At 64.2% G+C, this 24,131-nt stretch carries 28 protein-coding genes; 13 read left to right on the forward strand and 15 right to left on the reverse strand.

The features are described 5' to 3' along the window. Positions 1–2: 2 nt before the first annotated feature. From kdpB to ACFI9K_RS10770, 5 genes are all read right to left on the reverse strand, one after another. Entirely contained in the window at positions 3–2,003 is a 2,001-nt protein-coding gene (gene kdpB, locus ACFI9K_RS10750; RefSeq protein ID WP_462663483.1) for a potassium-transporting ATPase subunit KdpB, read from the reverse strand. Then, entirely contained in the window at positions 2,000–3,652 is a 1,653-nt protein-coding gene (kdpA, locus tag ACFI9K_RS10755) for a potassium-transporting ATPase subunit KdpA (protein ID WP_462663484.1), read from the reverse strand. Before kdpA ends, kdpB begins: the two co-directional genes overlap by 4 nt. 1 nt (position 3,653) lies before the next feature. Beyond that, entirely contained in the window at positions 3,654–3,737 is an 84-nt protein-coding gene (locus ACFI9K_RS10760; protein ID WP_222093319.1) for a potassium-transporting ATPase subunit F, read from the reverse strand. 102 nt (positions 3,738–3,839) lie between these two features. Continuing rightward, on the reverse strand, positions 3,840–4,298 hold the full coding sequence (locus ACFI9K_RS10765) for a hypothetical protein (protein ID WP_462663485.1): 459 nt from the start codon (positions 4,296–4,298) through the stop codon (positions 3,840–3,842). Continuing rightward, the gene (locus ACFI9K_RS10770; RefSeq protein ID WP_269602036.1) at positions 4,283–4,840 is read right to left on the reverse strand and encodes an RNA polymerase sigma factor; all 558 of its coding nucleotides are present in this window, start codon (positions 4,838–4,840) and stop codon (positions 4,283–4,285) included. Before ACFI9K_RS10770 ends, ACFI9K_RS10765 begins: the two co-directional genes overlap by 16 nt. Positions 4,841–5,013: 173 nt before the next feature. On the opposite strand from ACFI9K_RS10770, the gene ACFI9K_RS10775 reads away from it, so the two are divergent. Genes ACFI9K_RS10775 through ACFI9K_RS10805 form a run of 7 tightly spaced genes read left to right on the forward strand, consistent with a single transcriptional unit; the run spans position 5,014 to position 7,763 of the window. After that, positions 5,014–5,505, forward strand: a complete 492-nt coding sequence (locus ACFI9K_RS10775; RefSeq protein WP_462663486.1) for an Asp23/Gls24 family envelope stress response protein — start codon at positions 5,014–5,016, stop codon at positions 5,503–5,505. Positions 5,506–5,516: 11 nt separating this feature from the next. Further along, positions 5,517–5,792 (forward strand): Asp23/Gls24 family envelope stress response protein, encoded by a 276-nt coding sequence (locus tag ACFI9K_RS10780; protein ID WP_222091561.1) that lies wholly within the window; start codon positions 5,517–5,519, stop codon positions 5,790–5,792. A gap of 4 nt (positions 5,793–5,796) precedes the next feature. After that, positions 5,797–6,081, forward strand: coding sequence for a hypothetical protein (locus ACFI9K_RS10785; protein WP_462663487.1), 285 nt, complete (start codon positions 5,797–5,799; stop codon positions 6,079–6,081). 15 nt (positions 6,082–6,096) lie between these two features. Next, positions 6,097–6,276 carry a hypothetical protein gene (locus ACFI9K_RS10790; protein ID WP_027495126.1) on the forward strand — a complete coding sequence of 60 codons (180 nt, stop codon included), beginning with the start codon at positions 6,097–6,099 and terminating at the stop codon, positions 6,274–6,276. Further along, positions 6,269–6,649: an Asp23/Gls24 family envelope stress response protein gene (locus ACFI9K_RS10795; protein WP_222091560.1), complete on the forward strand. Its 381-nt coding sequence runs from the start codon at positions 6,269–6,271 to the stop codon at positions 6,647–6,649. The genes ACFI9K_RS10790 and ACFI9K_RS10795 overlap by 8 nt, the downstream gene beginning before the upstream one ends. Next, positions 6,646–7,188, forward strand: coding sequence for a DUF6286 domain-containing protein (locus ACFI9K_RS10800; protein WP_462663488.1), 543 nt, complete (start codon positions 6,646–6,648; stop codon positions 7,186–7,188). Before ACFI9K_RS10795 ends, ACFI9K_RS10800 begins: the two co-directional genes overlap by 4 nt. Further along, entirely contained in the window at positions 7,185–7,763 is a 579-nt protein-coding gene (locus ACFI9K_RS10805) for a hypothetical protein (RefSeq protein WP_222091558.1), read from the forward strand. The genes ACFI9K_RS10800 and ACFI9K_RS10805 overlap by 4 nt, the downstream gene beginning before the upstream one ends. Here the strand turns inward: ACFI9K_RS10805 and ACFI9K_RS10810 are convergent. From ACFI9K_RS10810 to ACFI9K_RS10820, 3 genes are read right to left on the reverse strand one after another with little or no spacing between them, the layout of a single operon-like run. After that, positions 7,760–8,716, reverse strand: a complete 957-nt coding sequence (locus ACFI9K_RS10810; protein ID WP_462663489.1) for an endonuclease/exonuclease/phosphatase family protein — start codon at positions 8,714–8,716, stop codon at positions 7,760–7,762. The genes ACFI9K_RS10805 and ACFI9K_RS10810 overlap by 4 nt on opposite strands. 14 nt (positions 8,717–8,730) lie before the next feature. After that, positions 8,731–10,029: a lipase family protein gene (locus ACFI9K_RS10815; RefSeq protein ID WP_462663490.1), complete on the reverse strand. Its 1,299-nt coding sequence runs from the start codon at positions 10,027–10,029 to the stop codon at positions 8,731–8,733. 60 nt (positions 10,030–10,089) lie between these two features. After that, a complete protein-coding gene (locus ACFI9K_RS10820; RefSeq protein ID WP_462663491.1) occupies positions 10,090–11,373 on the reverse strand; it encodes an HNH endonuclease signature motif containing protein in 1,284 nt (427 codons plus the stop codon). 170 nt (positions 11,374–11,543) lie between these two features. Here ACFI9K_RS10820 and ACFI9K_RS10825 point away from each other — a divergent pair, with 170 nt between their 5' ends. The 3 genes from ACFI9K_RS10825 (at position 11,544) to ACFI9K_RS10835 (ending at position 14,823) form a co-directional block, all read left to right on the forward strand. After that, positions 11,544–12,443 carry a TIGR04222 domain-containing membrane protein gene (locus ACFI9K_RS10825; RefSeq protein WP_462663492.1) on the forward strand — a complete coding sequence of 300 codons (900 nt, stop codon included), beginning with the start codon at positions 11,544–11,546 and terminating at the stop codon, positions 12,441–12,443. Then, the gene (locus ACFI9K_RS10830) at positions 12,440–13,279 is read left to right on the forward strand and encodes an MbnB/TglH/ChrH family RiPP precursor modification enzyme (protein WP_462663493.1); all 840 of its coding nucleotides are present in this window, start codon (positions 12,440–12,442) and stop codon (positions 13,277–13,279) included. Before ACFI9K_RS10825 ends, ACFI9K_RS10830 begins: the two co-directional genes overlap by 4 nt. Positions 13,280–13,590: 311 nt before the next feature. Continuing rightward, the gene (locus ACFI9K_RS10835; RefSeq protein WP_462663662.1) at positions 13,591–14,823 is read left to right on the forward strand and encodes a molybdopterin-dependent oxidoreductase; all 1,233 of its coding nucleotides are present in this window, start codon (positions 13,591–13,593) and stop codon (positions 14,821–14,823) included. A gap of 4 nt (positions 14,824–14,827) precedes the next feature. On the opposite strand, the gene ACFI9K_RS10840 is transcribed toward ACFI9K_RS10835, so the two are convergent. The 4 genes from ACFI9K_RS10840 to ACFI9K_RS10855 are packed head-to-tail and all read right to left on the reverse strand — an operon-like array spanning position 14,828 to position 17,973. Further along, on the reverse strand, positions 14,828–15,706 hold the full coding sequence (locus tag ACFI9K_RS10840) for a phosphotransferase family protein (protein ID WP_462663494.1): 879 nt from the start codon (positions 15,704–15,706) through the stop codon (positions 14,828–14,830). A 2-nt stretch (positions 15,707–15,708) separates the two neighbouring features. Beyond that, positions 15,709–16,470 carry a class I SAM-dependent methyltransferase gene (locus ACFI9K_RS10845; protein WP_462663495.1) on the reverse strand — a complete coding sequence of 254 codons (762 nt, stop codon included), beginning with the start codon at positions 16,468–16,470 and terminating at the stop codon, positions 15,709–15,711. 49 nt (positions 16,471–16,519) lie between these two features. Beyond that, complete coding sequence (locus tag ACFI9K_RS10850; protein ID WP_462663496.1) at positions 16,520–16,966, reverse strand: SRPBCC family protein; 447 nt, start codon at positions 16,964–16,966, stop codon at positions 16,520–16,522. Positions 16,967–17,019: 53 nt separating this feature from the next. Next, entirely contained in the window at positions 17,020–17,973 is a 954-nt protein-coding gene (locus tag ACFI9K_RS10855; RefSeq protein WP_462663497.1) for a D-2-hydroxyacid dehydrogenase, read from the reverse strand. 27 nt (positions 17,974–18,000) lie between these two features. Between ACFI9K_RS10855 and ACFI9K_RS10860 the strand changes: the two genes are divergently transcribed. Then, positions 18,001–18,519 carry a GNAT family N-acetyltransferase gene (locus ACFI9K_RS10860; protein ID WP_462663498.1) on the forward strand — a complete coding sequence of 173 codons (519 nt, stop codon included), beginning with the start codon at positions 18,001–18,003 and terminating at the stop codon, positions 18,517–18,519. Here ACFI9K_RS10860 and ACFI9K_RS10865 read toward each other — a convergent pair. Next, on the reverse strand, positions 18,511–20,064 hold the full coding sequence (locus ACFI9K_RS10865) for an ABC transporter permease (protein WP_462663499.1): 1,554 nt from the start codon (positions 20,062–20,064) through the stop codon (positions 18,511–18,513). The genes ACFI9K_RS10860 and ACFI9K_RS10865 overlap by 9 nt on opposite strands. A 26-nt stretch (positions 20,065–20,090) precedes the next feature. Continuing rightward, a complete protein-coding gene (locus ACFI9K_RS10870; RefSeq protein WP_462663500.1) occupies positions 20,091–20,891 on the reverse strand; it encodes an ABC transporter ATP-binding protein in 801 nt (266 codons plus the stop codon). 35 nt (positions 20,892–20,926) lie between these two features. Between ACFI9K_RS10870 and ACFI9K_RS10875 the strand changes: the two genes are divergently transcribed. Together ACFI9K_RS10875 and ACFI9K_RS10880 are read left to right on the forward strand one after the other, a co-directional pair. Then, positions 20,927–21,730 (forward strand): SDR family oxidoreductase, encoded by an 804-nt coding sequence (locus ACFI9K_RS10875; protein ID WP_462663501.1) that lies wholly within the window; start codon positions 20,927–20,929, stop codon positions 21,728–21,730. Positions 21,731–21,747: 17 nt separating this feature from the next. Then, positions 21,748–23,328, forward strand: coding sequence for a Na+/H+ antiporter (locus ACFI9K_RS10880; protein WP_462663502.1), 1,581 nt, complete (start codon positions 21,748–21,750; stop codon positions 23,326–23,328). Here ACFI9K_RS10880 and ACFI9K_RS10885 read toward each other — a convergent pair. Further along, positions 23,325–24,107, reverse strand: coding sequence for a pirin family protein (locus ACFI9K_RS10885; protein WP_462663503.1), 783 nt, complete (start codon positions 24,105–24,107; stop codon positions 23,325–23,327). The genes ACFI9K_RS10880 and ACFI9K_RS10885 overlap by 4 nt on opposite strands. Positions 24,108–24,131: the final 24 nt, after the last annotated feature.

The raw sequence follows: 24,131 nt of genomic DNA on the forward strand, positions 1-24,131 counted from the left end.
GATCAGCCAATCCCTGGAATGTGTCGAACGAGCAGGTCGATGAGCCAGATACCGACGAACGGACTGATGACGCCGCCGACGCCGTACACCAGCAGATTTCGGCGCAACAGCGCTGCCGCCGATGCCGGGGTGTATCGAACACCTTTGAGTGCCAACGGGATCAGTGCGATGATCACCAACGCGTTGAAGATCACCGCGGACAGGATCGCCGATTCCGGAGTCGCCAGGTGCATGATGTTGAGCCCGCCCAGCTGCGGATAGACGGTGGAGAACATAGCCGGCAGGATCGCGAAGTACTTCGCCAGGTCGTTGGCCAGTGAGAACGTCGTCAGAGCTCCGCGAGTGATGAGCAACTGCTTGCCGATCTCGACGATCTCGATCAACTTGGTGGGATCGGAATCGAGGTCCACCATGTTGCCGGCTTCCTTGGCGGCCGAGGTGCCGGTATTCATCGCCACACCGACGTCGGCCTGCGCGAGAGCCGGGGCGTCGTTGGTGCCGTCGCCGGTCATCGCGACCAGCCGCCCACCCTCCTGCTCCTGCCGGATGAGCGTGAGCTTGTCCTCCGGGGTCGCCTCGGCCAGGTAGTCGTCGACACCCGCCTCGGCGGCAATGGCTTTGGCGGTCAGCGGATTGTCACCGGTCACCATCACGGTGCGAATGCCCATGGCCCGTAGCTGTGCGAACCGTTCGGCAATTCCGGGCTTGACCACGTCCGAAAGTTCGATGACGCCGAGAGCGCGAGCAGCAGAGCCGGTCTCGCGGACCGCCACCACCAGCGGAGTGCCGCCGTTTTGCGCGATGTCGTGCACAGTGGCGTCGAGATCGACACTGCCGCCGCCCTCGTGAATCCAGCCGTAGACCGAATCGGCTGCACCCTTGCGGATCTCCATGTCCGGTAGATCCAACCCACTCATCCGGGTCTGCGCCGTGAAGGCCACGAACTCGCCGCGCTCGGATTCACCCTCTGCCGTATCGGTTTCGAAGTCACGCTCGACCAGTTCTACGATGCTGCGCCCCTCGGGCGTACCGTCGGCCAGCGACGACAATCGAGCTGCGCGAGCCAGTTCGGCGGCGTCGATGCCCGTCGCCGGGTGCAGTCCGGTCGCGCGGCGATTACCGAAGGTGATCGTGCCCGTCTTGTCCATCAGCAGGGTGTCGATATCGCCAGCCGCCTCGACGGCACGGCCGGACATCGCCAATACGTTGCGCTGCACCAGTCGGTCCATGCCCGCGATGCCGATGGCAGAGAGCAGGGCACCGATGGTGGTGGGGATCAAGCAGACCAGCAGTGCGATCAGCTGGATGGGATCTTGCTGCCGCCCCGCGTAATTCGACATCGGTCCGATGGCAACGACCGCGAACAGGAAGACGATGGTCAGCGAGGCGAGCAGGATGTTCAGGGCGATCTCGTTCGGCGTCTTCTGCCGCGCCGCGCCTTCGACGAGAGCGATCATGCGGTCCACGAACGTCTCGCCCTGCGCTGCAGTGATTTTCACGACGATCTCGTCGGAGAGCACGATGGTTCCGCCGGTCACCGCAGATCGGTCACCGCCTGATTCACGGACCACCGGTGCGGATTCACCGGTGATCGCCGATTCGTCGACGGTCGCGATGCCCTCGATGACGTCGCCGTCGCCGGGAATGACCTCGCCGGCCGAGACGATCACCTCGTCGCCTACGGCCAATTTCGCGCCCGCCACCTCCTCGACTCCCGAGGTTGTTCTCAGGCGTGCAACAGTGTCCTGCTTGACCTTCCGCAGGCTTGCCGCCTGAGCTTTTCCGCGGCCTTCGGCAACGGATTCGGCGAGGTTGGCGAACAGCACCGTGAACCAGAGCCAACCGGTGACGAACCAGGCGAACACCGACGGTTGGGCGATCGACAGGATGGTCGTCACGATCGAGCCGAGGAAGACGACGAACATGACCGGGTTACGTGCCAGATGTCGTGGATCGAGTTTGCGGAACGCGCCGGGTACGGCCGTGGACAGTGACAGGTTCATTGCATGGCCTCTGCTATGGGTCCGAGAGCAAGTGCGGGGAAGAAGGTGAGGGCCGCGACCAGGATGGACGTGCCGATCAGCAAGGTGCCGAACAACGGTCCGTCCGTCGGCAGGGTGCCGGCGTTGGGTGCGCTGCGCTTGGTCGTCGCCAACGATCCGGCCAGCGCGAGCACGAAGACGATCGGCAGGAATCGGCCGAGCAGCATTGCGATTCCGAGAGAGATCTGGAACCAATCGCTCGTCACCGTCAAGCCGCCGAACGCACTGCCGTTGTTGTTGGACGCCGAGGCGTAGGCGTAGAGCACCTCGGTGAAGCCGTGGATACCTGGATTGCCCTGGTAACGCGTCGTCGATTCGAGAATCACCGTGATCGACGTTCCGACGAGCACGAGGATCGGCATCACCAGTACCGACAGCGCGGCCATCGTGATGGCGCGTCGACCCAGTTTCTTGCCGAGGAACTCCGGCGTGCGGCCGACGAGCAGACCACCGACGAAGACCGCGATGACCGCGAGCACCAGCAATCCGTACAGTCCTGTTCCGACACCGCCTGGCGCGATCTCACCGAACAGCATGTTCAGCAACACCGCGCCGCCACCGAGCGCAGACATACTGTCGTGTGCGGAATTGACTGCGCCGGTAGATGTTCCGGTGGTCGAGACGGCGAACAAGGCCGACGCCGGAATGCCGAAGCGAACTTCCTTGCCTTCCATCATCGCGCCTGCAGCCGCCGCTGCGACTCCGCGAGTGCCGGATTCGGCGAACAGCGTCACCGCCAACAGCGTGGCCCACAGCGTCGCCATCACCGCCAGCAGCGTCAGGCCCTGCTTGCGGTTGCCGATCATCGTGCCGAAAGTACGAGTCAGGGCCACCGGGATCAGCAGCAACGAGATGATCTGCACGATGTTGGTCAGTGGGGTCGGGTTCTCGAATGGGTGCGCCGAGTTGGCCGCCAGAATGCCACCACCGTTGGTACCGATCTCCTTGATGGCCTCCTGCGAAGCAACGGGCGCAAGCGCATTGGTGACCGTCTGTCCGTCGAGTCCGGTGGAGGTGAACCCGGTCGAGAACGACATGATCGTGCCCTGGGTCAGCAGAATCACCGCCACCAACAACGAGAGCGGCAGCAGAATGCGCAGCGTTCCGCGGGTGAGGTCGACCCAGAAATTTCCGAGCTCACCGCCCGTGGACACCCTGACGAAACCGCGGATGACGGCGATCGCGACTGCGAGACCGACTGCGGCAGAGACGAAGTTCTGCACCGCGAGCCCCAGCGGCTGCGTCAGGTTGGACAGGGTGGTCTCGGGAACGTACGACTGCCAATTGGTGTTGGTGACGAACGACGCCGCAGTGTTGAACGCCATCGCCGAACTCACCCCCGACAGGCCTCCGTTGAGCGGCAGCACGCCCTGAATTCGCTGCAGCACGAACAGGAATACGACGCCGGCGAACGAGAAGCCCAACAGACTGGTGGAGTAGCCGACCCAGGTTTGTTCCGACGACGAATTCACCCGGGCCACCCGATAGAGCACACGCTCGACCCGGGTGTCGTGATTCGAGTCGAACACCCGGGCCATGTAGTCGCCGAGCGGCACGTATGCCGCAGCCAGAACGACGATGACAGCGCAGATCTGGAAGAACCCGATCACGTCAGAACCTCTCCGGGTCGAGGAGAGCGACGAAAAGGTAGACAGCGACGAACGCGGCCACCACGAGACAGAGCAATTCGGTCATTGCTCGATCCTGGAGCCCCCGGTGCGGCGAAACCGCGTTCCTTACGCTTTCTTACGCCGTCGACCAGCGGTTATGACGAAGTTTTTACGCCGAGACCTTCGGTCAGCGCTCCTCGATATCGTCGACGCGTATCTCGACCACCTCGCGCCCGAGGGTGACGCCCAGCAGATCCGACACAGTATCGATCGCGATGGTCGCCAGCTCGTCTCCTGCGGCCTGCAGGTCGTCGCCGTACACCCCGATCACCGCGACGAACAGACCCGTGCAGGCGTGGTCGTCGAGGTCCAGGTCGATCTCGGTCGGCTGTGCCCCGTGAACGTCCGCAAGTGCACGACGAAGGGTCGTCTTGACGATGTGGTCGCTGACCCGCAGGGTGTCCGTCGGGCGGGCTGCAGAGCCGGCAGGAAATGCGCCGTCGATCGGCCACGTCCGCCTGGTCGTGTTGCGGACCTTCGTCAGGATGGACGCACTGATGTCCACCCAGTTCGGTTCCTGCGGTGCGTCCCGAAGTTCGGTGGCAGCACGCGCAAGAACCGAATCCGGCTCTAGTGAGTTCGCCATGTTGCCAACCTTTCGCTCAATGTTGCTCGTGCTCTGGTCAACTGACCACGTACTGCTCCGGCGGAAAGCGTCATGATCGCGCCGATCTCCGGGTGCGTCAGGCCCTCCACTTCGCGTAGCAGCCAGCAGGCCCGCTGACGGTAGGGCAACTCGGCAAGTGCCGTGCCCAGCTCCGTCATGAAGCTGTCGGCTTCGACATCGGCCCCGGGATCGCTGCCCGCGCCGGTGCTCTTGCGCTCGAATACCCAGTCTTCGGCGGGAGGAACGCTGCGACGTCGTCGATGATCGATCACTTTGTGCGACACCAACGAAAACAGCCACGTACGCAAGGCCGAATCGCCCCGAAAGTTGTCCAGGCCCTTCCACGCTGCCACGAATGCGTCCTGCACCACCTCTTCGGCAGCCCCTTGATCGGACAGCATGTTGCGCGCATACCGGAACATTTCCGGGCCGTAGCGCCGGACGATCTCCTCGAACGCATCGGTCTCGCCGAGCGCAGCAGCGCCGACGAGAACGCGGTCCGACGCGTCTACCCACTCCATCGGGCCCCCGTTCATTTCATCGTGGTCGGTACGCAGATGCTTCGATACCGGTTTACCAGTAGACGTAATCTATGACGTAGGTCACTTTAAGTGAGCGTGCGTTTCGACAATCGAGCTACGACCAACTCCTGTCACACACTCACGCACCAACATCGAAACGAAGAGAGGCATTCATGAGCTCCACGACGGACACCAAGGCAACCGTATCCGCAGCAGGCGAAGGAAAGACCGACATCACCACGAAGTCGGATTCCGTACTCGTCAGCTCGCAGGGCCGCACCACCATTGCCGACACCGTCGTTTCCAAGATCGCCGGTATCGCCACCCGTGAGGTTCAGGGCGTGCACGCCGTCGGTGGCGGAGCCAGCCGCGCGATCGGCGCACTCCGTGAGCGCATCCCGGGTGCCCGCGTCAACCAGTCGCAGGGTGTCTCGGTGGAGGTCGGCGAGCGTCAGGCAGCCGTCGACATCGACATCGTCGCCGATTACGGCGTCTCCATCGCAGATCTCGCGGCGGGTATCCGTCGCAACGTCATCAACGCCGTCGAGCGGATGACCGGTCTCGAGGTCACCGAGGTCAACATCGTCGTCCACGACATCTACCTCGACGACGGCTCGGACGACGACGACACCGCCACCGAGCCCGCCACCACCCGAGTGCAGTGACCGAGCCGCACATGACGGATCGTGACAAGTCCGAGGACATCGCCGACGCCGTAGTGGCGATCGACGGTGTCGTCGGGCTGCACGGCGGCATGTTCGGTGAGGCCGCGACGTACCTGCCCGGACGCCGCATCGCCGGCGTCCGAAGCAACGAGGACGGAACCGAGGTTCACGTGACGCTGGAGTTCGGTGTCGCGGTCCGCGAGACCGCCGAAGCCGTGCGTCGCACGGTGGCAGCCATGGTCGACGGGCCCGTGCACGTCACCGTCGAGGACATTGTGCGAGTCTGACCAGGTGAATCACGACGCAGCGCAGAACCGAGCCGCCGAGTACAAGGCGGCTCGGCGCGCTGTGGCACGTGAACACCACCCCGACATCGGCGGTGACCCGGCTCGCTACATGGCCGAACTCGCCGAAGTCGACCGCAGATTCGCCGTCCTCCCCGCGGCTCCGGTCAATCCCGCCAGCGCGCCGACAGTGTTCCGCGCCTCGCCTATCCCGTCCCCACTGCGCACTCTGCCCAAGCGGATCGCTCGCATCCGCAAACGCGTCACGCGTCGCAACTACTTCGAACTCTGACTGGAGATCAAGACCATGACCACTGCAACCATCGGATTGTTCGTGGGACTTCTGCTGGCCATCGCCGCAGCAGCCGGCGGTTTCACCGGCTTCCTCATCGCCATCGTCCTCGGCGGCCTCGGCTTCTTCGTCGGGCGCTACATCGACGGCGAACTGGACCTGAACTCAATCATGCGTGGTCGCGGTCGTGACTGAGACAGCCGTGGCCGAAACACCGAACGATCCCGGTGAGCGCGGCTCACTGGAAATCAAGCACAAGGCCGTCGAGCGTCTCGCCGTTCTCGCAGCTCGCAGCACCGAATCGGTCACCGACCGCCACCCCGGACTGCGCGTCCTCGGCGGCCGGGACCTGCCCAAGGCCGACGTGACGATCAACGGAACACGCGTGCGGGCACAGGTTGCGGTAGCCGTCACCTGGCCGTCCCCGCTGGCCACAGTCGCCGCGAACGTTCGGGCAGCGGTGGCCCGGGACCTGTCCGAGCTGGGCATCTACACCGTCGACCGAGTCGACGTGACCGTCCAATGTGTGCCGGCCGAAGCAACCGTCGACGAAGGGAGAGTGCAGTGAACGCCAAGGCAAGCAAGAAGCCGGTTGCAAGCCCTACCGCCGCCGTCCCCGCTGTTCTGTTCGCACTCGTTCTCGTCGCTGCCGGAATCGTCCTCGGTCGCGAAGCATTGTTGAAGCTGGGTGCCCTCGACGGACCGGAGTGGGTCGGCCCCGCCGCCACTCATCTCGACGGCCTGACTGCACAGGGCTGGATGTTCCCGGCAGGAATCGCAGCCGTCGTCATCGGATTCATCCTGGTGTTCGTCGCCATTCGTCCGCGTCGGCGTACGCATCGAGCACTGACCGAGCAGGACATCTGGCTCCGCAAGGGCGACGTCGCCGCCGTGGCCCGCGCCGCAGCTCTCGACAACGTCGGGGTCGACTCCGCAACGGCGAAGGCCGGCAACAAGAAGGTCACCGTTGCTGCGACCACCGTGGTGGGTACCGACACCTCGGCCCTGAAATCCTCGATCGTCACCTCCGTGGACGACGCCCTCCGCCCACTCGTATCGGCACCGAAAGTACGCACCCGAGTGCGAACGACAGGACAAGCCTCATGAAGCGCGCTACCGCGTCCCTCGACCGAACCAGCACTGCAGTCGTCGGTCTCGCACTGATCGCCCTCGGCGGCGGAGCCATCGCATGGCAGCGCGGCAAGTTCCCCGGCCGTGAGCGCATCGACGCCGCGTTCGTCGACACCACAGTCGATGCAGGATGGTGGCCCTGGGCCCTCGGAGCAGCGGCGATCGTCCTCGTTCTCCTCGGACTGTGGTGGCTTCTCGCGCACCTGCCGCGCCGTTCGGTAGGCACAGTGGCCTTTGCATCCACGCCGGATTCCGACGTCGACGGCAGGCTCAGTGTCGATCTGACCACCGCCGCCAAGAGTGCAGCGAAATCGTTGGCCGATCACCCCGGTGTGGTGTCCGCATCCGGCCGGTCGGTGTCCGATCGCGGGGAGCGAGTCGTCGAGATCAGCGCAACCCTCGACCCCGCCGTGACGTCGCTCGACGCGGTGTCCGCCGCGGCAGCGCAGACCCGCAACGACATCGTGACATCACTCGACGGCACTCCGGCAGCAGTACGAATCCTGTTGCAGTGTGGCAAGTCTCGTAAGCAATCAGCTCGCGTGAGCTAAAACTCGATCTCCCCGATCAGTCCGTGATGATCCGATCCGGGGAGATCGATTCTCTCCAGGGATCGAGCGTGTCCGCTGTTGGACAGGATGTGGTCGATGCCGACGACAGCGGGCGTGCCCTTGTCCGTGGGATACGTCGGGACGAGGCCCTTCCCCAATTGTGCTGCGGCGTCGGAGTATCCGGCATCGAGGAGATTGCGAAACTTCTTGTGCGAGTATGTCGTGTTGAAGTCACCACTGACGATCACCGGTCCGGTACTCGCCGCAGCCTCCAGATCGCTTCGAAGCGTGTCCAATTCGGCAGTCCAGACATCGGCCGGAGTGATGTATGCGGGTCCGGGATGCACGGCCAGCAGCAAGATCGGCTCGGAATCGGGGACATCGACCCGGGTTTCGAGATTCATCGGCCCGTACCCGTTCAGTTCCCGACTGTCGGACAACGGCAGACGACTGTAGATACCGGCCCCGCCGCCGCCCGTTGCGTACGGCCGTAGATAGCTGTAGGGAAAGAGATCGTTCATACCGGCATCGGTAAGACCGATCACCGACGCGTCCGTCAATTCCTGAATCGTGACGACATCGACCGAGTTCTTGCGCGCCTGATCGACCACCGCCGTCGGATCCGCCTGTCCCACCATCAGATTTGCCTGCATGACGCGTAGCCGGACCCCGTCGGAGCTCGGTGCCGCGTCGGCCACGTAGAGAGGTGCGTACGACGCTGCGCCAGCCACCAACACGAGGGCCGAGATCGCCGCGAGAATCCATCGTCGCCCGATGAGCGCGACGAGACCACCGAAGACGACGGCGACGAACATCAGCGGAACGAACGACGCCAGCGCGATCAGCACGTTGACCTGGGTGTCGGTGTAATAGGCAAGCATCGCCACCAGCCCGGTGAGGATGCCCAATATCGCTATGGTGCCAGTGAGTAGCCGTACCCAGGTCCGCTGCATCGCTCCGAGAGTAGCTACGCCCGGACGCCGATGGTGAGTGCTCGGAACGTCGTCCAGGTCAGGGACATCAGACCACGAACCGCCGCGAACGAGAACGCAGTGGACCACACCGTCTGCGTCGAGGGGTCGGGAACCGGCTCGCCGGCGAATCGAGCGGCCAGCCAGTCCAAGGTCAAAGGCGCGCTGAGCGGGTGCAGCGACAAGTGATCGCTCAGCCGATCTCGTAGGTACGTCACCCGAGCGCCCGCCTCGTTGTACCGATCGACCTGCCCGTCCACGTCGTCGATCGCAATGATCTGGTCGTGCACTGCCTGGATCACCAACAGCGGGGCTGTCGGAGCGGTCCGGCCGGGTTGGATGTCCACGAACACCTGCACGAGCTCGGGAAGCGCCAACAGATCGGCCAACGGAATGTCGATGTAGTGGTCCAGATCGTGCCGAGCAAGTTTGGTGACCGCGCGGACGGTCGTCATCGACTCGACGGAGTCGAGAATGCGCAATCCGTCTTCGTTCACATACTGGCGGATGATCCGGTCCAGCTCGGGGTAGGTCCGTCGCAGCCCCGCCACCACCAACGTCGGCAACGCTGCGTGCAGTGTCGCATTGAGTCTGGTGAACGCCGAGCCAGGATCCCCAACGGGAGATCCGAGTACCGCACCGACCAGTTCGATTTCCGGCGCGTACTCCGGAGACATCTCCGCCGTCCAGGACGTCGCCAGCCCACCGCCGGAATAGCCCCACAGCGCGACCGGCGTACTGCTGTTCAACTCGAGCGGCTCGAACGAGAGCGACGCGCGGATGGCGTCGAGCGTGCAGAATCCAGGTTCCTGCGGCGAACCCCAGTGACCGTCGGGGCCCTCGTGGTCCGGGATCGAGATGGTCCACCCGCGACGCAGAGCGTGGAGTACCAGCAGGAACTCGAACTGCGGAACAGCGCCGAAAGCCTTCGAGCCACGACGGAGCGCGTACGACGGAAAGCACGAGGACGCGACCCCGTCGATGGCGCACTGATACGACAGCAGTACCGGTTCGGCGTTCTGCGGGCGCAGCACCGTCGTGACGCTGGCCTGCGGTAGACCGCCCAGATCAGCGGTGCGGTAGAGCAGTTGCCAGGCATCGACGTGCTGGTGCACGCGTCCGAACATCGCCACCTCGACCGGTCGTACCTTGAGAACCGTGCCGGGCAGAGCCGCTTCGTATCCCTCGGGCGCGGCGTAGAACGGATCGTCCTCGGGCCTGGTCGCGTCGTCGCAGCTGGGCCACCGTTCCATCGGCCAGGACTGTTCGTCCTCCATCGATCTGTCGACGCTCATATCCCACCGCTTCTTGTCCGAGTCTCTCCGTCACACTAACTTGCCCTGTATCGCCCCATTTCATGCAGCCTGCTGCCAGTTGGTGATCAGAACATCGGTCGCGTAGCTCAGGTCGAGGCCTTCTCCGCCCCAGTTCGGATCGATGGCGTCGGGTGCGATATCGCCGTACCGTCGTCGAAGTTCGTCGGCGTCACCGGACATCGCCGGCGCGTGAATCATCGCGATTCCCGAAGGGTGATGAAACGAGAAACGTTGATCCCCCAGGGCATCTACGAAGAAGTAGCCGTCGTGCAGTGCGCGATGATGTTCGCCGCACAGCAAGACCAGGTTGTCCAGTGACGTCGCGCCTCCCCGTGAGCGGTAGGTGACGTGATGAGCATGCAGAAATCGAGTGCGCCCGCAACCGGGAGCCGTGCAGCAGCGGTCTCGAATAATCAACTGGCGCAACTGACTTCGGCTCGGAACTTTGGCAGTCGGACTCCACCGCACGGTTTTGCCCAGGCGGCCGTGCCCGATCGTCCGCATGACGGCAGAGCACAGCACCTGAGCCAAAGTCTCGTCGTCCAGCCCTGGGCCGTCGTCGAAATGGGCATGATCATGACCTGCTTCGTCGATGCCGCCGATGTGCACCAGCACCTCCGCGGCAGGCGAAACAACCGGCGAGTCCAGCGCATCGCACACCATCTCCGCCATCGCGATCATTGCCGGGACCGGATTGGGAGGCGCAGGGGCGGCCCGATCGGCGTCCGCTTCGTCTTCGGTTCGGGTCCGCTCGTATTCGGCCCTGGTCAACGCGGCCAGAAGCCGTTTGCCGTCCTCCGGACGGAACCGCGCCGTGAGTACCAGCGACCCGTCGTCCTCGTCCCAGCGCCACCGCCCCACGGACGGATCCATGGCGACACCGTTGCCCCTGGTCGGGCGCATCGCTTTCTTCAGACCACGGCAGAGCCGTTCGATGTGCGCGGCGGGGGCATCGAGCGCTTTCTGCAGCAACGACGCCTCGTTCTCGGCCGTGGCCACCCGCGTCATCGCCCGCACCTTCGAGTAGGAGACGGTTCCGCTCAGATAAGCCGAGGTGATCAACGGCAAATCTCGCATCGCTTTGGCCACCCGTACCTGCTCACGAGCGGTGTGCAGATCGACTCCAGCGCGCCAGGACAACCAATGCGCACACGACCTGACCTCCCATCCCGCCCAGCCGCACCTTGCGTCGAACTCACCCACCAAGATCAGATACTGAGCCGATGCTGCCGCGATCTGACCTGCCAAAGCGCAGATTTCGGTCTCGATTTCCTTCGTCTCGATCCGCCCCGCCTCGGATGCCTGCTCGGACATGTCGATCATGAACGCCCCCATTCATCGAATGCATGTTCGATGAAGGTACGACAGGGTACCGACAGAAACACTTTCCGTGGACCGACCCGTCCCCGCGGGGACGTTTTTTCTCTTGCTTTCTCGCCGCGGGGCCCGATACTGACACCAGATGCTGGATCCGACCGAAGGGTGGTGCAGCCGTGGACAGTACCGACACCTGGGGCATTCCCAGCGCAGAGTTCCTGCGGTGGTATCTGCTGGCCGCGTTCCTCGCAGTGGTTCTCACGGTGGCCGGCAACTGGATCGCCGCACACCGGTCCGTTCCCGCCTCTCCGACCGGACGGGTGCTCACGCCGCCCGAGGTCGGGGCACTGACCAACGACACCCAGGCGGTGATGGCGTCACTGGCCATTCTGCGCGGTGCGGACGTGATCGACTCGAGGGGCAGAGTGCGGCGCTCACTGACCGCCACCGAGCGGACGCATCTGGACTGGTTCACCCGAACCGTCCTCGAACGCCTCGGAAGCGGGAAGGCACCTCTGGTTCGATCCCGGTTGGTGACGAACATGTCCGGGTCGTGCGCGCAGCTGCGCAGTGCGCTCGTCGACGAAGGCTTGATGCATGGCTCGGCAGAGCGTCCGATGCTTGCGCGAGCGTTCCCCATCCTGTTCGTCGCCGGTGTCGGCATCGTTCGTATCGTCGTTGGCAGTGCACACAATAAGCCGGTGTGGTTCCTCGTCGGAATCGTTCTCGTGCTGCTCGCGCTGCTCCCCGTTGCCGTCCGCAGACCACGGCGTACCGCCCTCGGGGATTCGGAGCTCCGCCGACTACGCGTCGAGAACGACTACCTCTCTCCGCGCTCGCGACCGTCGTTCACCGCATACGGGCCGTCGCGTGCGGGCATGTCGGCTGCTCTTTTCGGAGCAGGAGCACTGATGGTGCTCGATCCAGCCATGGCCGGCGCGCTCAGCTACGGCACCGCACATGCCGGCGGTGCGGCATCGTTCGGCTTCGGCGGCGAAAGTGGTAGCAGCGGGGGCGACGGCGGCGGCAGTAGTTGCGGAGGCGGCGGCTGTGGCGGCGGCGGGTGCGGCGGATGAGTACCGAGACCGTGCCGGTCGGGCTCGGAATCGGTTGGCGCTCCGAGGTTTCGGGAATTATCTCGAAATTGACGGGGCTTGCGTTCTGCGAGGTGATTGCCGAGTCGATCGGAGACCACGTCCCGGAGCGCCTCACCGCGTTGGGCGTCCCTGTCATCACCCATGGAATCGGTTTGTCGCTGGGCGGTGCCGAGCCGGTGGAGCACAATCGAATAGCAAATCTGCAGCGGGTGGCCTCGCTGCTCGGGTCCCCGATCGTGAGCGAACACATCGCCTTCGTTCGAGCCGACGGAATCGAGGCCGGGCATCTGCTTCCGATGCCGCGGACCCGCGACGCCTTGACGGTGCTGATCGGCAACATCGCGCGGACACAGGACGGGTTGACCGTTCCGCTGGCGGTGGAAAACATTGCGGCCCTCTTCGATTGGCCGGAGGACGAGCTGACCGAAAGCGAGTTTCTCGCCGAACTCGTCGAACGCACCGGAGTCCGCCTGGTCTTGGACATCGCCAATGTCTACGCCAACGCACGCAACCGAGGCCGTGACCCCTGGACCGAACTTTCCCGGCTGCCTCTGGACCGAATTGCCTACTGCCACATTGCGGGAGGCACAGTTATCGAGGGCGTCTACCATGACTCGCACACCGCGGCGGTTCCCGAGGAGGTGCTCGAGCTACTGCGAACGTTCACCGCAGCCGGGCACCGCGCCCCACTCACGCTCGAGCGTGACGGACACTACCCACCCGAGGTCGAGTTACTGGACGAACTCGACGCGATCGCCGATTCGGCAGGACTGACACGAATCACCCCGGAGCGCGTGCTGGGCCCGGCGGTGTGAGCGAGGAGCTGGCCCGCCGCCAGAAAGAGCTCATCCGGGCGCTCGTGGCAGGTGACCCGCTGCCCCCGGGGTTCGATCCGGCCACCATCGACACCGCTCGAACTGCCCTCCTGCGCAAGCGGGCAGCCGAGATCGCGGCCCAGTACCCAGCTCTGCCGTCGGCGCTGGGAGATCGGTACGACGAGCTCTTCCACCGATGGGCCGCTACCCGTCCCAAAGTGTCCACCAGCGCCGACACCCGCGCGTTCTACGAGGCGATGCGTGATGCCCGGGAGCTGACCCCGACACATCCGACATCGGAGGGGCAGCGAATGCCCTACATGGCCGACGACCGTAACCCGCTCGCGCGCTTTCGCAGTCCACTGCGCGGCACGTGGTTGACGTCACTGTTCGGCGCAGTGCTGCTCGTTGCCCTACCGATCGTCATCGTGACCGGCCTTCTCTCGTACATTGCCTATGGCCCCCAGTTCGGCCAGGCCCGGCCAGGAGCCGTCGGCTGGCTGCGGTTGCCGTTCTTCGACTGGCCCACCGATCCGGCCTGGCTGTACCAGCTCACGCAAGGCCTACACGTCGGGTTGGGTCTGATCATCGTGCCGCTCGTGATCGCGAAACTGTGGTCGGTGATGCCCAAGCTCGTCGAAATGCCGCCGGTTCGGTCGCCGGCGCATGCACTCGAACGACTGTCTCTGCTGGCGCTCGTCGGCGGTCTGTTGTTCGAGATCGTCACCGGTGTTCTCAACATCCAGTACGACTACGTGTTCGGCTTCGACTTCTACGCCGCCCACTACTTCGGTGCCTGGGTCTTCATCGCCGGGTTCCTCGTCCACCTCGGCCTCAAGGTTCCGTTGATGTGGCGAACCCTGCGGTCGGAGTCGTTGATGGACGTGCTGCGCGCGCGCAACGAGGCTCCCGACCGAGCCCCTGCATCGACCATGACCAGGCGCGGCGCAATCGGATTGGTCGCAGCAGGAATGGGTTTCGTCGCTGTACTGACAATCGGCCAGACGGTCGGAGGCGTGCTCCGCAAGGCCGCGATTCTGCTGCCGCGCGGACGCTCCTACGGCGACGGCCCCAACGACTTTCAGATCAATCGAACCGCCGAGGCGGCGGGAATCACCGAGGCACAGACCGGAGCCGACTGGCAGTTGACGATCAGCAGCGCTTCCGACGACGCCGTTCCGGTTGTGCTGTCCCGTGGAAGGCTGCTGTCGATGCCGCAGCGCACTGCCGCACTACCGATCGCGTGCGTCGAGGGATGGTCGACCACTCAGACCTGGACCGGCGTTCCGTTGGCCGAGCTCGCTTCCCTGGCCGGGGTTCCCACTCCCCGTTCGGCCGAGGTCACCTCGCTCGAAGAGAACGGGGCCTTCACTCGCGCAGTACTGCAGGGAAATCAAGCGACACACCCGGATTCACTGTTGGCCTTGCGCGTCAACGGCGTCGATCTATCGCTCGATCACGGCTTTCCGGCGCGAGTGATCGTCCCTGCGCTGCCAGGGGTGCACAACACCAAGTGGGTTACCCGCATCGTCTTCCGTTCCTGATCTCCTAGCCCTGTCGGCCACGCCCCAGGCGGTGGCGTTCGAGCGTGATCGCCCCGGCGTGTAGCGCTCGGTAGATGTGCGCGACGGTCTCGTCGCCTACTCGAGCGCCGTAGCCGTCGTCGAATGCTCGACGTTCGGCCTCGGTTCTACCTGCCATCGCGTGAATGCCCCAGTCGGCGGCCGGATCTCCCCAGAATGCGCGATCGTGATCGAGCACTCCGACGATCCGCAGTGACTCCTCGTCGAGAACGAGGTTGGGGATGAACAGGTCACCGTGCAGCAGGCGCGGTTCGGTGACTCGGTCGAGAGCGTCGCTCGCCTGTTGCGCCGACGCGCATGCTTCCTCGGCGGCGCGCGTGTCGAGTCCCGCATCTCGGGTGTCCCGGACAATCTCGGTCAATCGGTGCGTCACCGCGTCGCTCCACGTGGAGAAGTGCGGGCCGCGAACGGTTCCGAAATGGGGACCGACCACCGAATGTACTGCAGCCGTGACCGTTCCGATCTCGGCAAACAGAGGAACCATCGCTTCTCGACTGTGAGCAGCGAATGCCCGGGAGGCAGGTATACCGGCGATCTTGTTCTGCCACATGTAATCTCGATCGACGATGTCGTGCGACCAGTCGACACCGAGAATCCTCGGCAACAGATGGGCAATGGGTGCCAGGTGCGGAGTCGTCGCGGCCTCGTTGCGCATCATCTCGGTTTCGCTCCGATACTGATGCTGCGGTTTCGGCGCGATACGCAGAACTACCGAAGGCCGCCCGGCAAGGTGCACCTCGTAGGTCGAGTTGTACGCCCCACCCGACAGCGTCCGGACGGAGTCGACCACCGCCGTCGACCCGAATTGATTGCGCGCCATAGCTTGAACACGGTCTCCGACCATGATCACTGCACCTGCGCTGTCACCATCTGAGTGACGTAGTGATAGTCGACGTGTCCGTATTCGGTTATCGCCGCGTGCACCGAGCTCAGCACTTCGTCGCGTCGCACGTCGTCGAGTATCAGATGGCTGGAGTACGTCGCAGCCATCGCGCAGAACTCGTCCGCAGTATAGCGCTGGACCCACTCGTACGTCGAGGACGACCAGGGACCGAAGCCGTCGGCGCGAGGCAGTTCGGATTCCGCTTGTGCACCGAGAGAACGAGCCAGCAACGGTGACGCGTCGGGTTCGGTCGCGTCGTAAGCAGCCCTGACGGCGTCCCACGTCGGACCGTCGAGGTTGTCCGGCATGTTCCACCACAGCCGAAGAGATCCGCCCGGGACCAACGCGCGGGCCGCCACCGCCGCTCCTAGCTCGCGGTCCACCCAATGCCAGGACTGCGCGGCGACGACGACATCGAACGACGCGGGCTCCACTTCGCAGTCCTCGAAACGACAGACCTGCACCTCGACGTCGAGGTTCTCGGTGCGACGCCGTACGACCTCTGCCATTCCCGAATCCGGTTCCACTGCAACCACGGATGCCCCCAGTTCGGCCAGTGCCACAGTGGCCTTACCGGTACCGGCCCCGGCCTCGAGTACCCGTAGCCTGCCTCCGGTCACGATGTCCGCGTACAACTCGGCGGGGTAGCCGGGTCGGGCGCGATCGTACTTCTCCGCGACTCGACCGAATGTCAATCCACGTTCTGGTTGCGCATGCTCTGGCATGTTAGCCAGAGTACCGACCTCGACGTTTGTCCGCCGAGGACATGCAGGTTTACCGAGCGGCCGCTTCCAACCGACCGCGCAGGGTCGATTCGGTGTGCTTGATCGCCTGTCCTACAACGGGTTCCACCACTGCTCCGAGCACCTTGCCGGCGATACCACCGGGCAGGCTGTATCGGAAGACGACCACCAGTCGAGTTCGACCGTCACCGGCATCCTCGAACGACCAGGTCGACGAGTTCGAGAGCCCCTCGACCGACTCGAGCGTGAGTCGCTCGTTGTGGACCCATTCGGTGACGTGCACAACGGACTTCAGCGATTTGGGCCCGATCTGCATCGTCGCGTCGTACGTGGCACCGAGACCGGACGTGATGGCGCTGGTCGGCTCGAACCGCGTGATGCCGAACATCCACTGCGGCACATTACGGAAATCGTCGAGGTAGGCGAACGCTGCCTCGCGACTGGTCGACGCGAGAGCCGAATGATTGATTACACGCACTCGTGCACCCTAGTACACGCTACGCAGTGTTACACACACTTTGGCCGTTCGCGTTACCGCTCGACATAACCCGCCTGCTTGTTCACCACGTTGAGCAGCGGCGAACCGATCATGTATCGCTCGAGATTCTGCTCGAACAATCGCCACAACCGCTTGGCGAAGTCATCCGTGTCGCCTGACTGATGCGCGGTCAGGATCACGTTGTCCAGGTCCCACAGCGGGCTCGACGCCGGCAGCGGCTCGATCTCGAATACATCCAGCACGGCCCAGCCGATCGCCCGAGAAGCCAAAGCCACACACAGGGCGTGCTCGTCGACCACCGGACCGCGGGAGATGTTGACCAGACCCGCGTCGGGGCGCATCGCTGTGAGGACCTCGGCATCGACCAACCCGCGAGTGCCGTCGGTCAACGGGGTAGCGAGCACGATGACGTCGTACTCACCTGCGTACGACGGCAGTTCACGTGCACGTCGGATGCGGGTGAATTCCGCATCACCCGGACGTTCCGATGTCCCGGCCGCGTCGACGCGCATACCGAGTGCACCGAGTACTCGGCCGATGTCACGTCCGATCGAGCCCGGTCCGACGACGAGGGCACTCTTACCGTGGACTCCGCTGCCGACTCGGTGCTCCCAGACTCGTTCACGTTGACGGCGAAGTGCCTGGGGAAAGTTCTTCACAGACGCCAAAATTCCTGCTGCGACGTATTCGGCTATCGCGCGATCGAGGACGCCTCCCGAGTTGGTCAGCACCCACGATCCCGCCCGAAGACCAGGATCCAACAGTCGATCCACTCCCGCACTCGACGCGTGGATCCACCTCAGGTTCACAGCATTCGGCCATACGGCTTGCAGATCGACGGCCTCGAACGTGCGAAACAGCAGCACCTCCGCCCACTCCACGACATCGGCCACCTCAGCGATGGAGCAGCTCCGGAACAGAACCCCATCGAGGGAGGGAAACGACATTCGATCCGAATCACTTTCGACCACAAGTACGTTCACCACAGCAACCACCTCTTCTACGATGGAGCCGTGCTCACCGTAGAACTCGCATCGACCGCCGACGCCGCAACGATACTCGGCCTCAGGCACGCCGCCGAGGACTGGTTGGCGGCACGTCGAATCGATCAATGGACACCGCGCGAGGTACCTCTGTCGACCGTTGTTGCGCAGGTAGCCGCGGGGGAGTTCTACGTAGCTCGACGCAGCCCCGGCGGACCGATCGTCGGGGCGTTTCGATTGATCTGGGCAGATCCGAGTATCTGGCCCGAACCGGATGCGTGTGCTGGTTACGTACACGGGTTGGTGATCGACAGAAGTGAATCAGGTACAGGACTGGGTGCATCGTTGCTCGAGTGGGCACTGCAGCGGACCCGGCAGGAAGGGCGAGCGCTGCTCCGACTTGACTGCGCCGAGACCAACACGGACCTGCGCAGCTACTACCTGCGGCACGGGTTCCGTTACGTCGGTAGGCACGATTTCGCGGACGGCAGTTCGTGGTTCAGCGTCGCACTGTTCGAGATGTCGACCGGACTTCGCGCTCTACCGTGAGAGCACCGAATTCAGAATTCGGTCGGAGTCACGAACCAGCGCGGTGACAGCCATCCGCGCGCCCCACCACATTCCGATCAATCCGATCACCACGGCCACTGGAATCGACAGGTACGCCCAGGCTCCGGGTAGGAGGAGCGCGAGCAGCAACGCAGGCACGACCGACACCGCCAGAACCACTATCCCGAGTACGAGGAATCCGAATGCATTGCCGGTGAACGATCCTCGTGTGTTCATCGAAAACGACTTCGTAGGTTCGGGCACCGGGTATGCGCCACGAACGGAATTGACCGCGGTCAGCCCTGCACCCACTCCCAGCATCGAAACAGTCACGGCGATGGGAACTTCCACGCGTTCGAGCCCGAGGTCGCCGAATACTCGAACCACGAGCACCGGCACCACCGCGAACGGGGTCGCAACGAGCAACCAGGCGATCTGCCGACCACGGATGTCGTCGGGGAGGGCCTGCGGAATCATCACCAGGTGCCACATCGAACTACCGTCGAGACCGTAGAAGTTCGATCCCGCGCCCATCGCCATGAAGATCACGATCCACGCACCCCAGGCGGCACTGAACGGAATCGAGTCGGTCACCAACGGCCCGATCCCGGCCAACACCGCGAAGATCAGCACCGACAGCAGCTGACTTCGGCGACGCATGTCGCCGCGCCAGAGGGACAGCTCTCGCACGACCACCGCACCCACCCTCGTTGCCCGCCACCCTGTCGCGTCGTCGCGGCCATCGGAGATCGTCTGCTTACGCGATGAACCCGACGACGTGGAGATCCGGCCATCGAAGTGCCGAAGCACCAGCCGTTGCCACGCCCACACCAAGGCGACGTCGACCAGCACCAAGCCCACGAGTGCGCCGACCGCCAACAGCCAATTGCCCTCCAGCACAGCGTCGACGCTGGTGATACCCCAGCTGAACGGGATCGAATGTGCCAGCGTGAGCGGCCATGTCACCTCACCCGACAGCACTCGATCGAGGTTCTGGGTGATAGGGAACTGCAGGAAGTACAGGCCTCCGAAGATCGCTCCGAACGCCAACAGTGCGAACTCGCGACTGCGTCGACTCTTGAGCAACTGCGACATCGCCAGCGTCACCACCCTCGACAGCGTCACGAAGAACACCACCGTTGCGGGCCAGGCCACCAGAGCCAACGGCAGTGCTGCGACCGAGCGAGACACAGCGTAGATAGGAATGGACGCGGTGACGACGATCGTCAGGGGAACCACGATGCCGACCACCGACGTGGTCAGTAGCGCACGGGCCAGTCGAGCGGGGTCGACGGACAGCAGCTGAAAATGACGGGGCTGGATGTTGTCGTCGGAAATGCCCGACAGCACTGGAAAAAGCACCCAACCCAGGCCGGTCAGGGTCAGCGCGAGGCTTGCGGTCCCGCCCACCAAGACCTGCGAGGCCCCCGTTCGCGCCGACATCACGCAAACGAGAACGGCGAAGGCCAGCCCCAGCAGTCCGAACACGGACTTGATCACCGCTTGCCCGCCCTTGAACTGCCTGCGATAGAGCGTGATTCGCATCTGCAGGACGGTCCGGCCGACCGACATCACGAGCGCATCCAGGACAGGCCGTCCGGATTCTGATCGCGGGTGCCGACGAGGCGAACGAAGGCATCGTCCAGTGTGCCGCCGCCGCGGACCTCGTCGACGGTTCCCGCCGCCACCACTCGTCCACCGGTGATGACGCCGACGTGCGTGCACAGTTGCTCGACGAGCGCCATGACGTGGCTCGACAGAATCACCGACCCGCCCGAGCGGACGAACTGCACGAGGATGGTACGAATCGTGGTGGAGGAGATGGGGTCGACAGCCTCGAAGGGCTCGTCCAGCACCAGCAACCGGGGGCCGTGCAGCAACGCCGAGGCCAGCCCGATCTTCTTCGTCATTCCGGCGGAATAGTCGGCGATGACGGTACCTCCGGCGTCGGTCAGGTCCAAGGCGTCCAGCAACTCGTCTCGACGCTGCGCAATGACGTCCTCCGGCATCGCGCGCAGTCGACCGATATAGGTCAGAAGCTCGCGACCGGTGAACTGGGAGGGCAATGTCAGTCCGTCGGGCAGCACTCCGAGCAGTTCCTTGGCCGCAATCGGGTCGGCCCAGACGTCCCGGCCGAACACCAGACTCCGCCCGTACTGCGGTCTGAGCAGTCCCACGGCCATGGACAGCGATGTCGTCTTGCCGGCACCGTTGGGTCCCACCAGCCCGAACATCGAGCCGGGCGGGACGGTCAGCGACAGGTCGTCGACCGCAGGTTTCGGGCCGAAGGCCATGCACAGGTGCTCGAGCAGCAGGGCAGCGGAGTTCGTATGCACAGGTAACAGACTAATCGGTATGGGCGGATTCGTCATCCGCTATCCGTCGGCCCCACCGGTACCATTCGGGCATGAATCGCACCGCAGTGGTCACCGGAGCTTCGTCGGGTATTGGAAAGGCCGTCGCGTCGGCCCTGATCGCTCGCGGATACCGGGTCATCGGCACGTCTCGAAATCCGGATTCCATGACCGACGCCCAGAGGGCGGCAGGCGTCGAGTACCGCGCTCTCGATCTCACCGATTCCGCGTCGATCACCGCGTTCGCGGCCGATCTCGGAACCGTCGACATCCTCGTCAACAACGCCGGGGAGAGCCAGTCCGGGCCTTTCGAGGAACTACCGACCGATGCCATCGAACGACTCTTCCAATTGAACGTGTTCGGCGCAGTGACTCTCTCGCAGAACGTCATTCCCGGTATGCGCGAGCGCGGATACGGCCGCATCGTGATGGTCGGCTCGATGCTGGCCAGCTTTCCCCTTGCCTATCGCTCGTCCTACGCGTCGACGAAAGCGGCGATCAAGGGCTTCTCCGACGCGGCGCGTCTGGAACTCTCTCCTTACGGCGTGTGGATGACAACCGTGGAACCGGGATCGATCAACACCGGAATCAGCGAACGCCGCACCAAGTACATCGCTGCGGATTCGGTCCACCGAGACGATTTCCATACGGCGATTTCGGCCCTGGATCGCAAAGAGGGCAGCGGCATCTCGGCCGAGGACGTCGCCGAGGTAGTACTGAAGGCCATCGAGGCCGACAAGCCGAAACCCTTGTACGCCAGGGGCAGCAACGCACCGGTCGTGTTTCTGGCGCGTCGGTTGTTGCCGGCCACATTCATGGAGAAGACGATTGCGAAGATGTTCGGACTGAAAAGATAGTTTGAACCTCTGACCTGGTGGAATACATCCGGGTGATAGAAACTCTGGGCCTGGTTCTGGCTGCAACCGGTCTGATCGTCGCAGCGCAGGTGATCTCGAAGAAGACCACGTTGCCGTCTGCGGCGCTGTTGACCCTGGCGGGATTGGCAGTGTCGGCATCGGCGTTGCCGGACATCGTTCTCGACCCCGAAGTGGTGCTCACCCTGGTGATCCCACCACTGCTCTACAGCGCTGCCCTCAACTCGTCCCTGATCGCCATCCGCCGCAACGTGTGGACGATCTTGAGTCTGTCGGTCGCCCTCGTGGTTGCGACCGCCGCCCTCGTGGGCGTGGGCCTGTGGTTGCTCGTTCCCGGAATCACGCTGGCCGCCGGAATGGCGCTCGGTGCCGCCGTGGCACCGCCGGACCCGGTGGCCGCCCTTGCAGTCGGTCGACGCGCCGGCATTCCGCCCAGGCTGGTGACGCTCATCGAAGGGGAGGGGCTGCTGAACGATGCGACCGCGCTGACGATGCTGACCGTGGCTATCGCCGCGATCTCCAGCCAGGACATGACGCTCGTGGACGCAGGCGGCTTGTTCGTCTTGGCGGCGGTCGGCGGCATCGTCGTCGGTTTGGTGATCGCGCTACTGATCCGGCTGGTGCAGCGCTACGTTCACGATTCTCTGCTGCTCAACATCGTGTCTCTCGCGACACCGTTCGTTGCCTATCTGGCGGCGGAAGAGGTTCATGCATCGGGAGTACTTGCCGTGGTCGTCGCGGCGTTGACGATCGGGCACCACACTCGCCACGCCATCTCCGGTGCCAGCCGCCTTCAGACCAGCGCGGTGTGGCGGCTGATAGATCTGCTCCTCGAGGGCTTCGTCTTCCTCCTGATCGGCGAACAGCTGCCCACCGTGGTGGGCGGCCTGTCGGCCTACTCGGGAACGACCATCGCTCTCGCGGTCACGGTCACCCTCGCCGGCGTGCTCCTGCTGCGGCCACTGTGGCTGCTCACCACGGGGCTGCCCGTCCGGGAGGCAGTGGTGATGAGCTGGGCCGGCACTCGCGGCGTCATCACCGTCGCGGCCGTGTTCACCCTGCCCCTGACGATCGACTCCGGTGAACCGCTCGAGAGCCGAGACCTGTTGCTGTTCTGTGCATTTCTCGTTGTACTGGTGACGGTCATCGGGCAGGGCTTGACGTTCGCCCCGCTGGTGCGAAGGCTGAATGTCCGCGCGGACCCCGCAGCCGAGGCACGGCTGCGAAACGAAGCGCGTGAGGGCTCGACCAAAGCTGCACTCTCGCAGCTCGATCGCATCGCCGACGAGGAGAACCTCGACGACGACGGCCGAGAAATTATGCGGCGCGAGCTCGAGCATCGCATCGACAGATATCACCGCCGACTCGATCATCTCGACGAGACGGATGTCGGCGACGCAGTCATCTCCCCGGAACAGATTGCCGCGATGAGCACGCGCCGTCGAATACTCGATGTGGAGCGAGAAGAGTTGCTGTGCTGGCGCGACGCCGGACGGCTACCGGACACCAGCATGCGCAGCCTCGAACACGAACTCGATCACGAGGAGTACTCGTTCCGGCCACACCGGGAGACCGACTAGCCGGCGATCGCGGCGTGCATCTCCCAGACGATCACTTCGGCGCCGTCGGCGGAGCTCAGCTTCTGACCGCCGCCGCCGCTGACGCGCACGGCGTCACCCTGGGCGAGCAGTCCGACGCCCTCGAGCATCGCCTCACCCTCGGCGACGAAGATGTGCACGAACGGCGCGTCGGGAATCTCCACCGGAGCCTGCCCGGGCTGTAGGCGTGCCACGTGCATGGCGGCGTACTTGTTCTTGATGCGAATGGCGGCGTGATCGGCATGATCGGGCATGCCCGAGGCGACGGGAACCAAACCGCCGCTGAGCAATTCGTTGTCGATCTCGAGCTGCTCGTAGCCCGGGGTGATGCCCTGCTCGTCCGGCACGACCCACATCTGAACGAAGCGAACCGGATCACCGTGCTTGCCGGAATACGAGCCGGCGGTATCGCCGAGTCGCCACGAATCGTTCTTCTCGGAGTGCAGAATTCCGGTGCCCGCACTCATCCGCTGTGCCAGACCGGGGTAGATGACGCCGGAGTGGCCCATCGAGTCCTGGTGCACCAGCGATCCCTGCAGAACCCAGGTGATGATCTCCATGTCGCGGTGCGGGTGGGTATCGAATCCCATTCCTGGGGTGACGATGTCGTCGTTGTTGACCATGAGGACGCCGTGGTGGGTGTTACCGCGATCGAAGTGGTTACCGAACGAGAAGGAATGCTTGGAGTCCAGCCAGCCGATCTTGGTCTTGAATCGATCGTCGGCCCGGCGGATGTCGAGTGTGGTTGCTGCAGAGGTCATGTCATTGCCTCGAATCTCGCAAGT

This window comes from Rhodococcus sp. PSi06, from assembly GCF_054960675.1.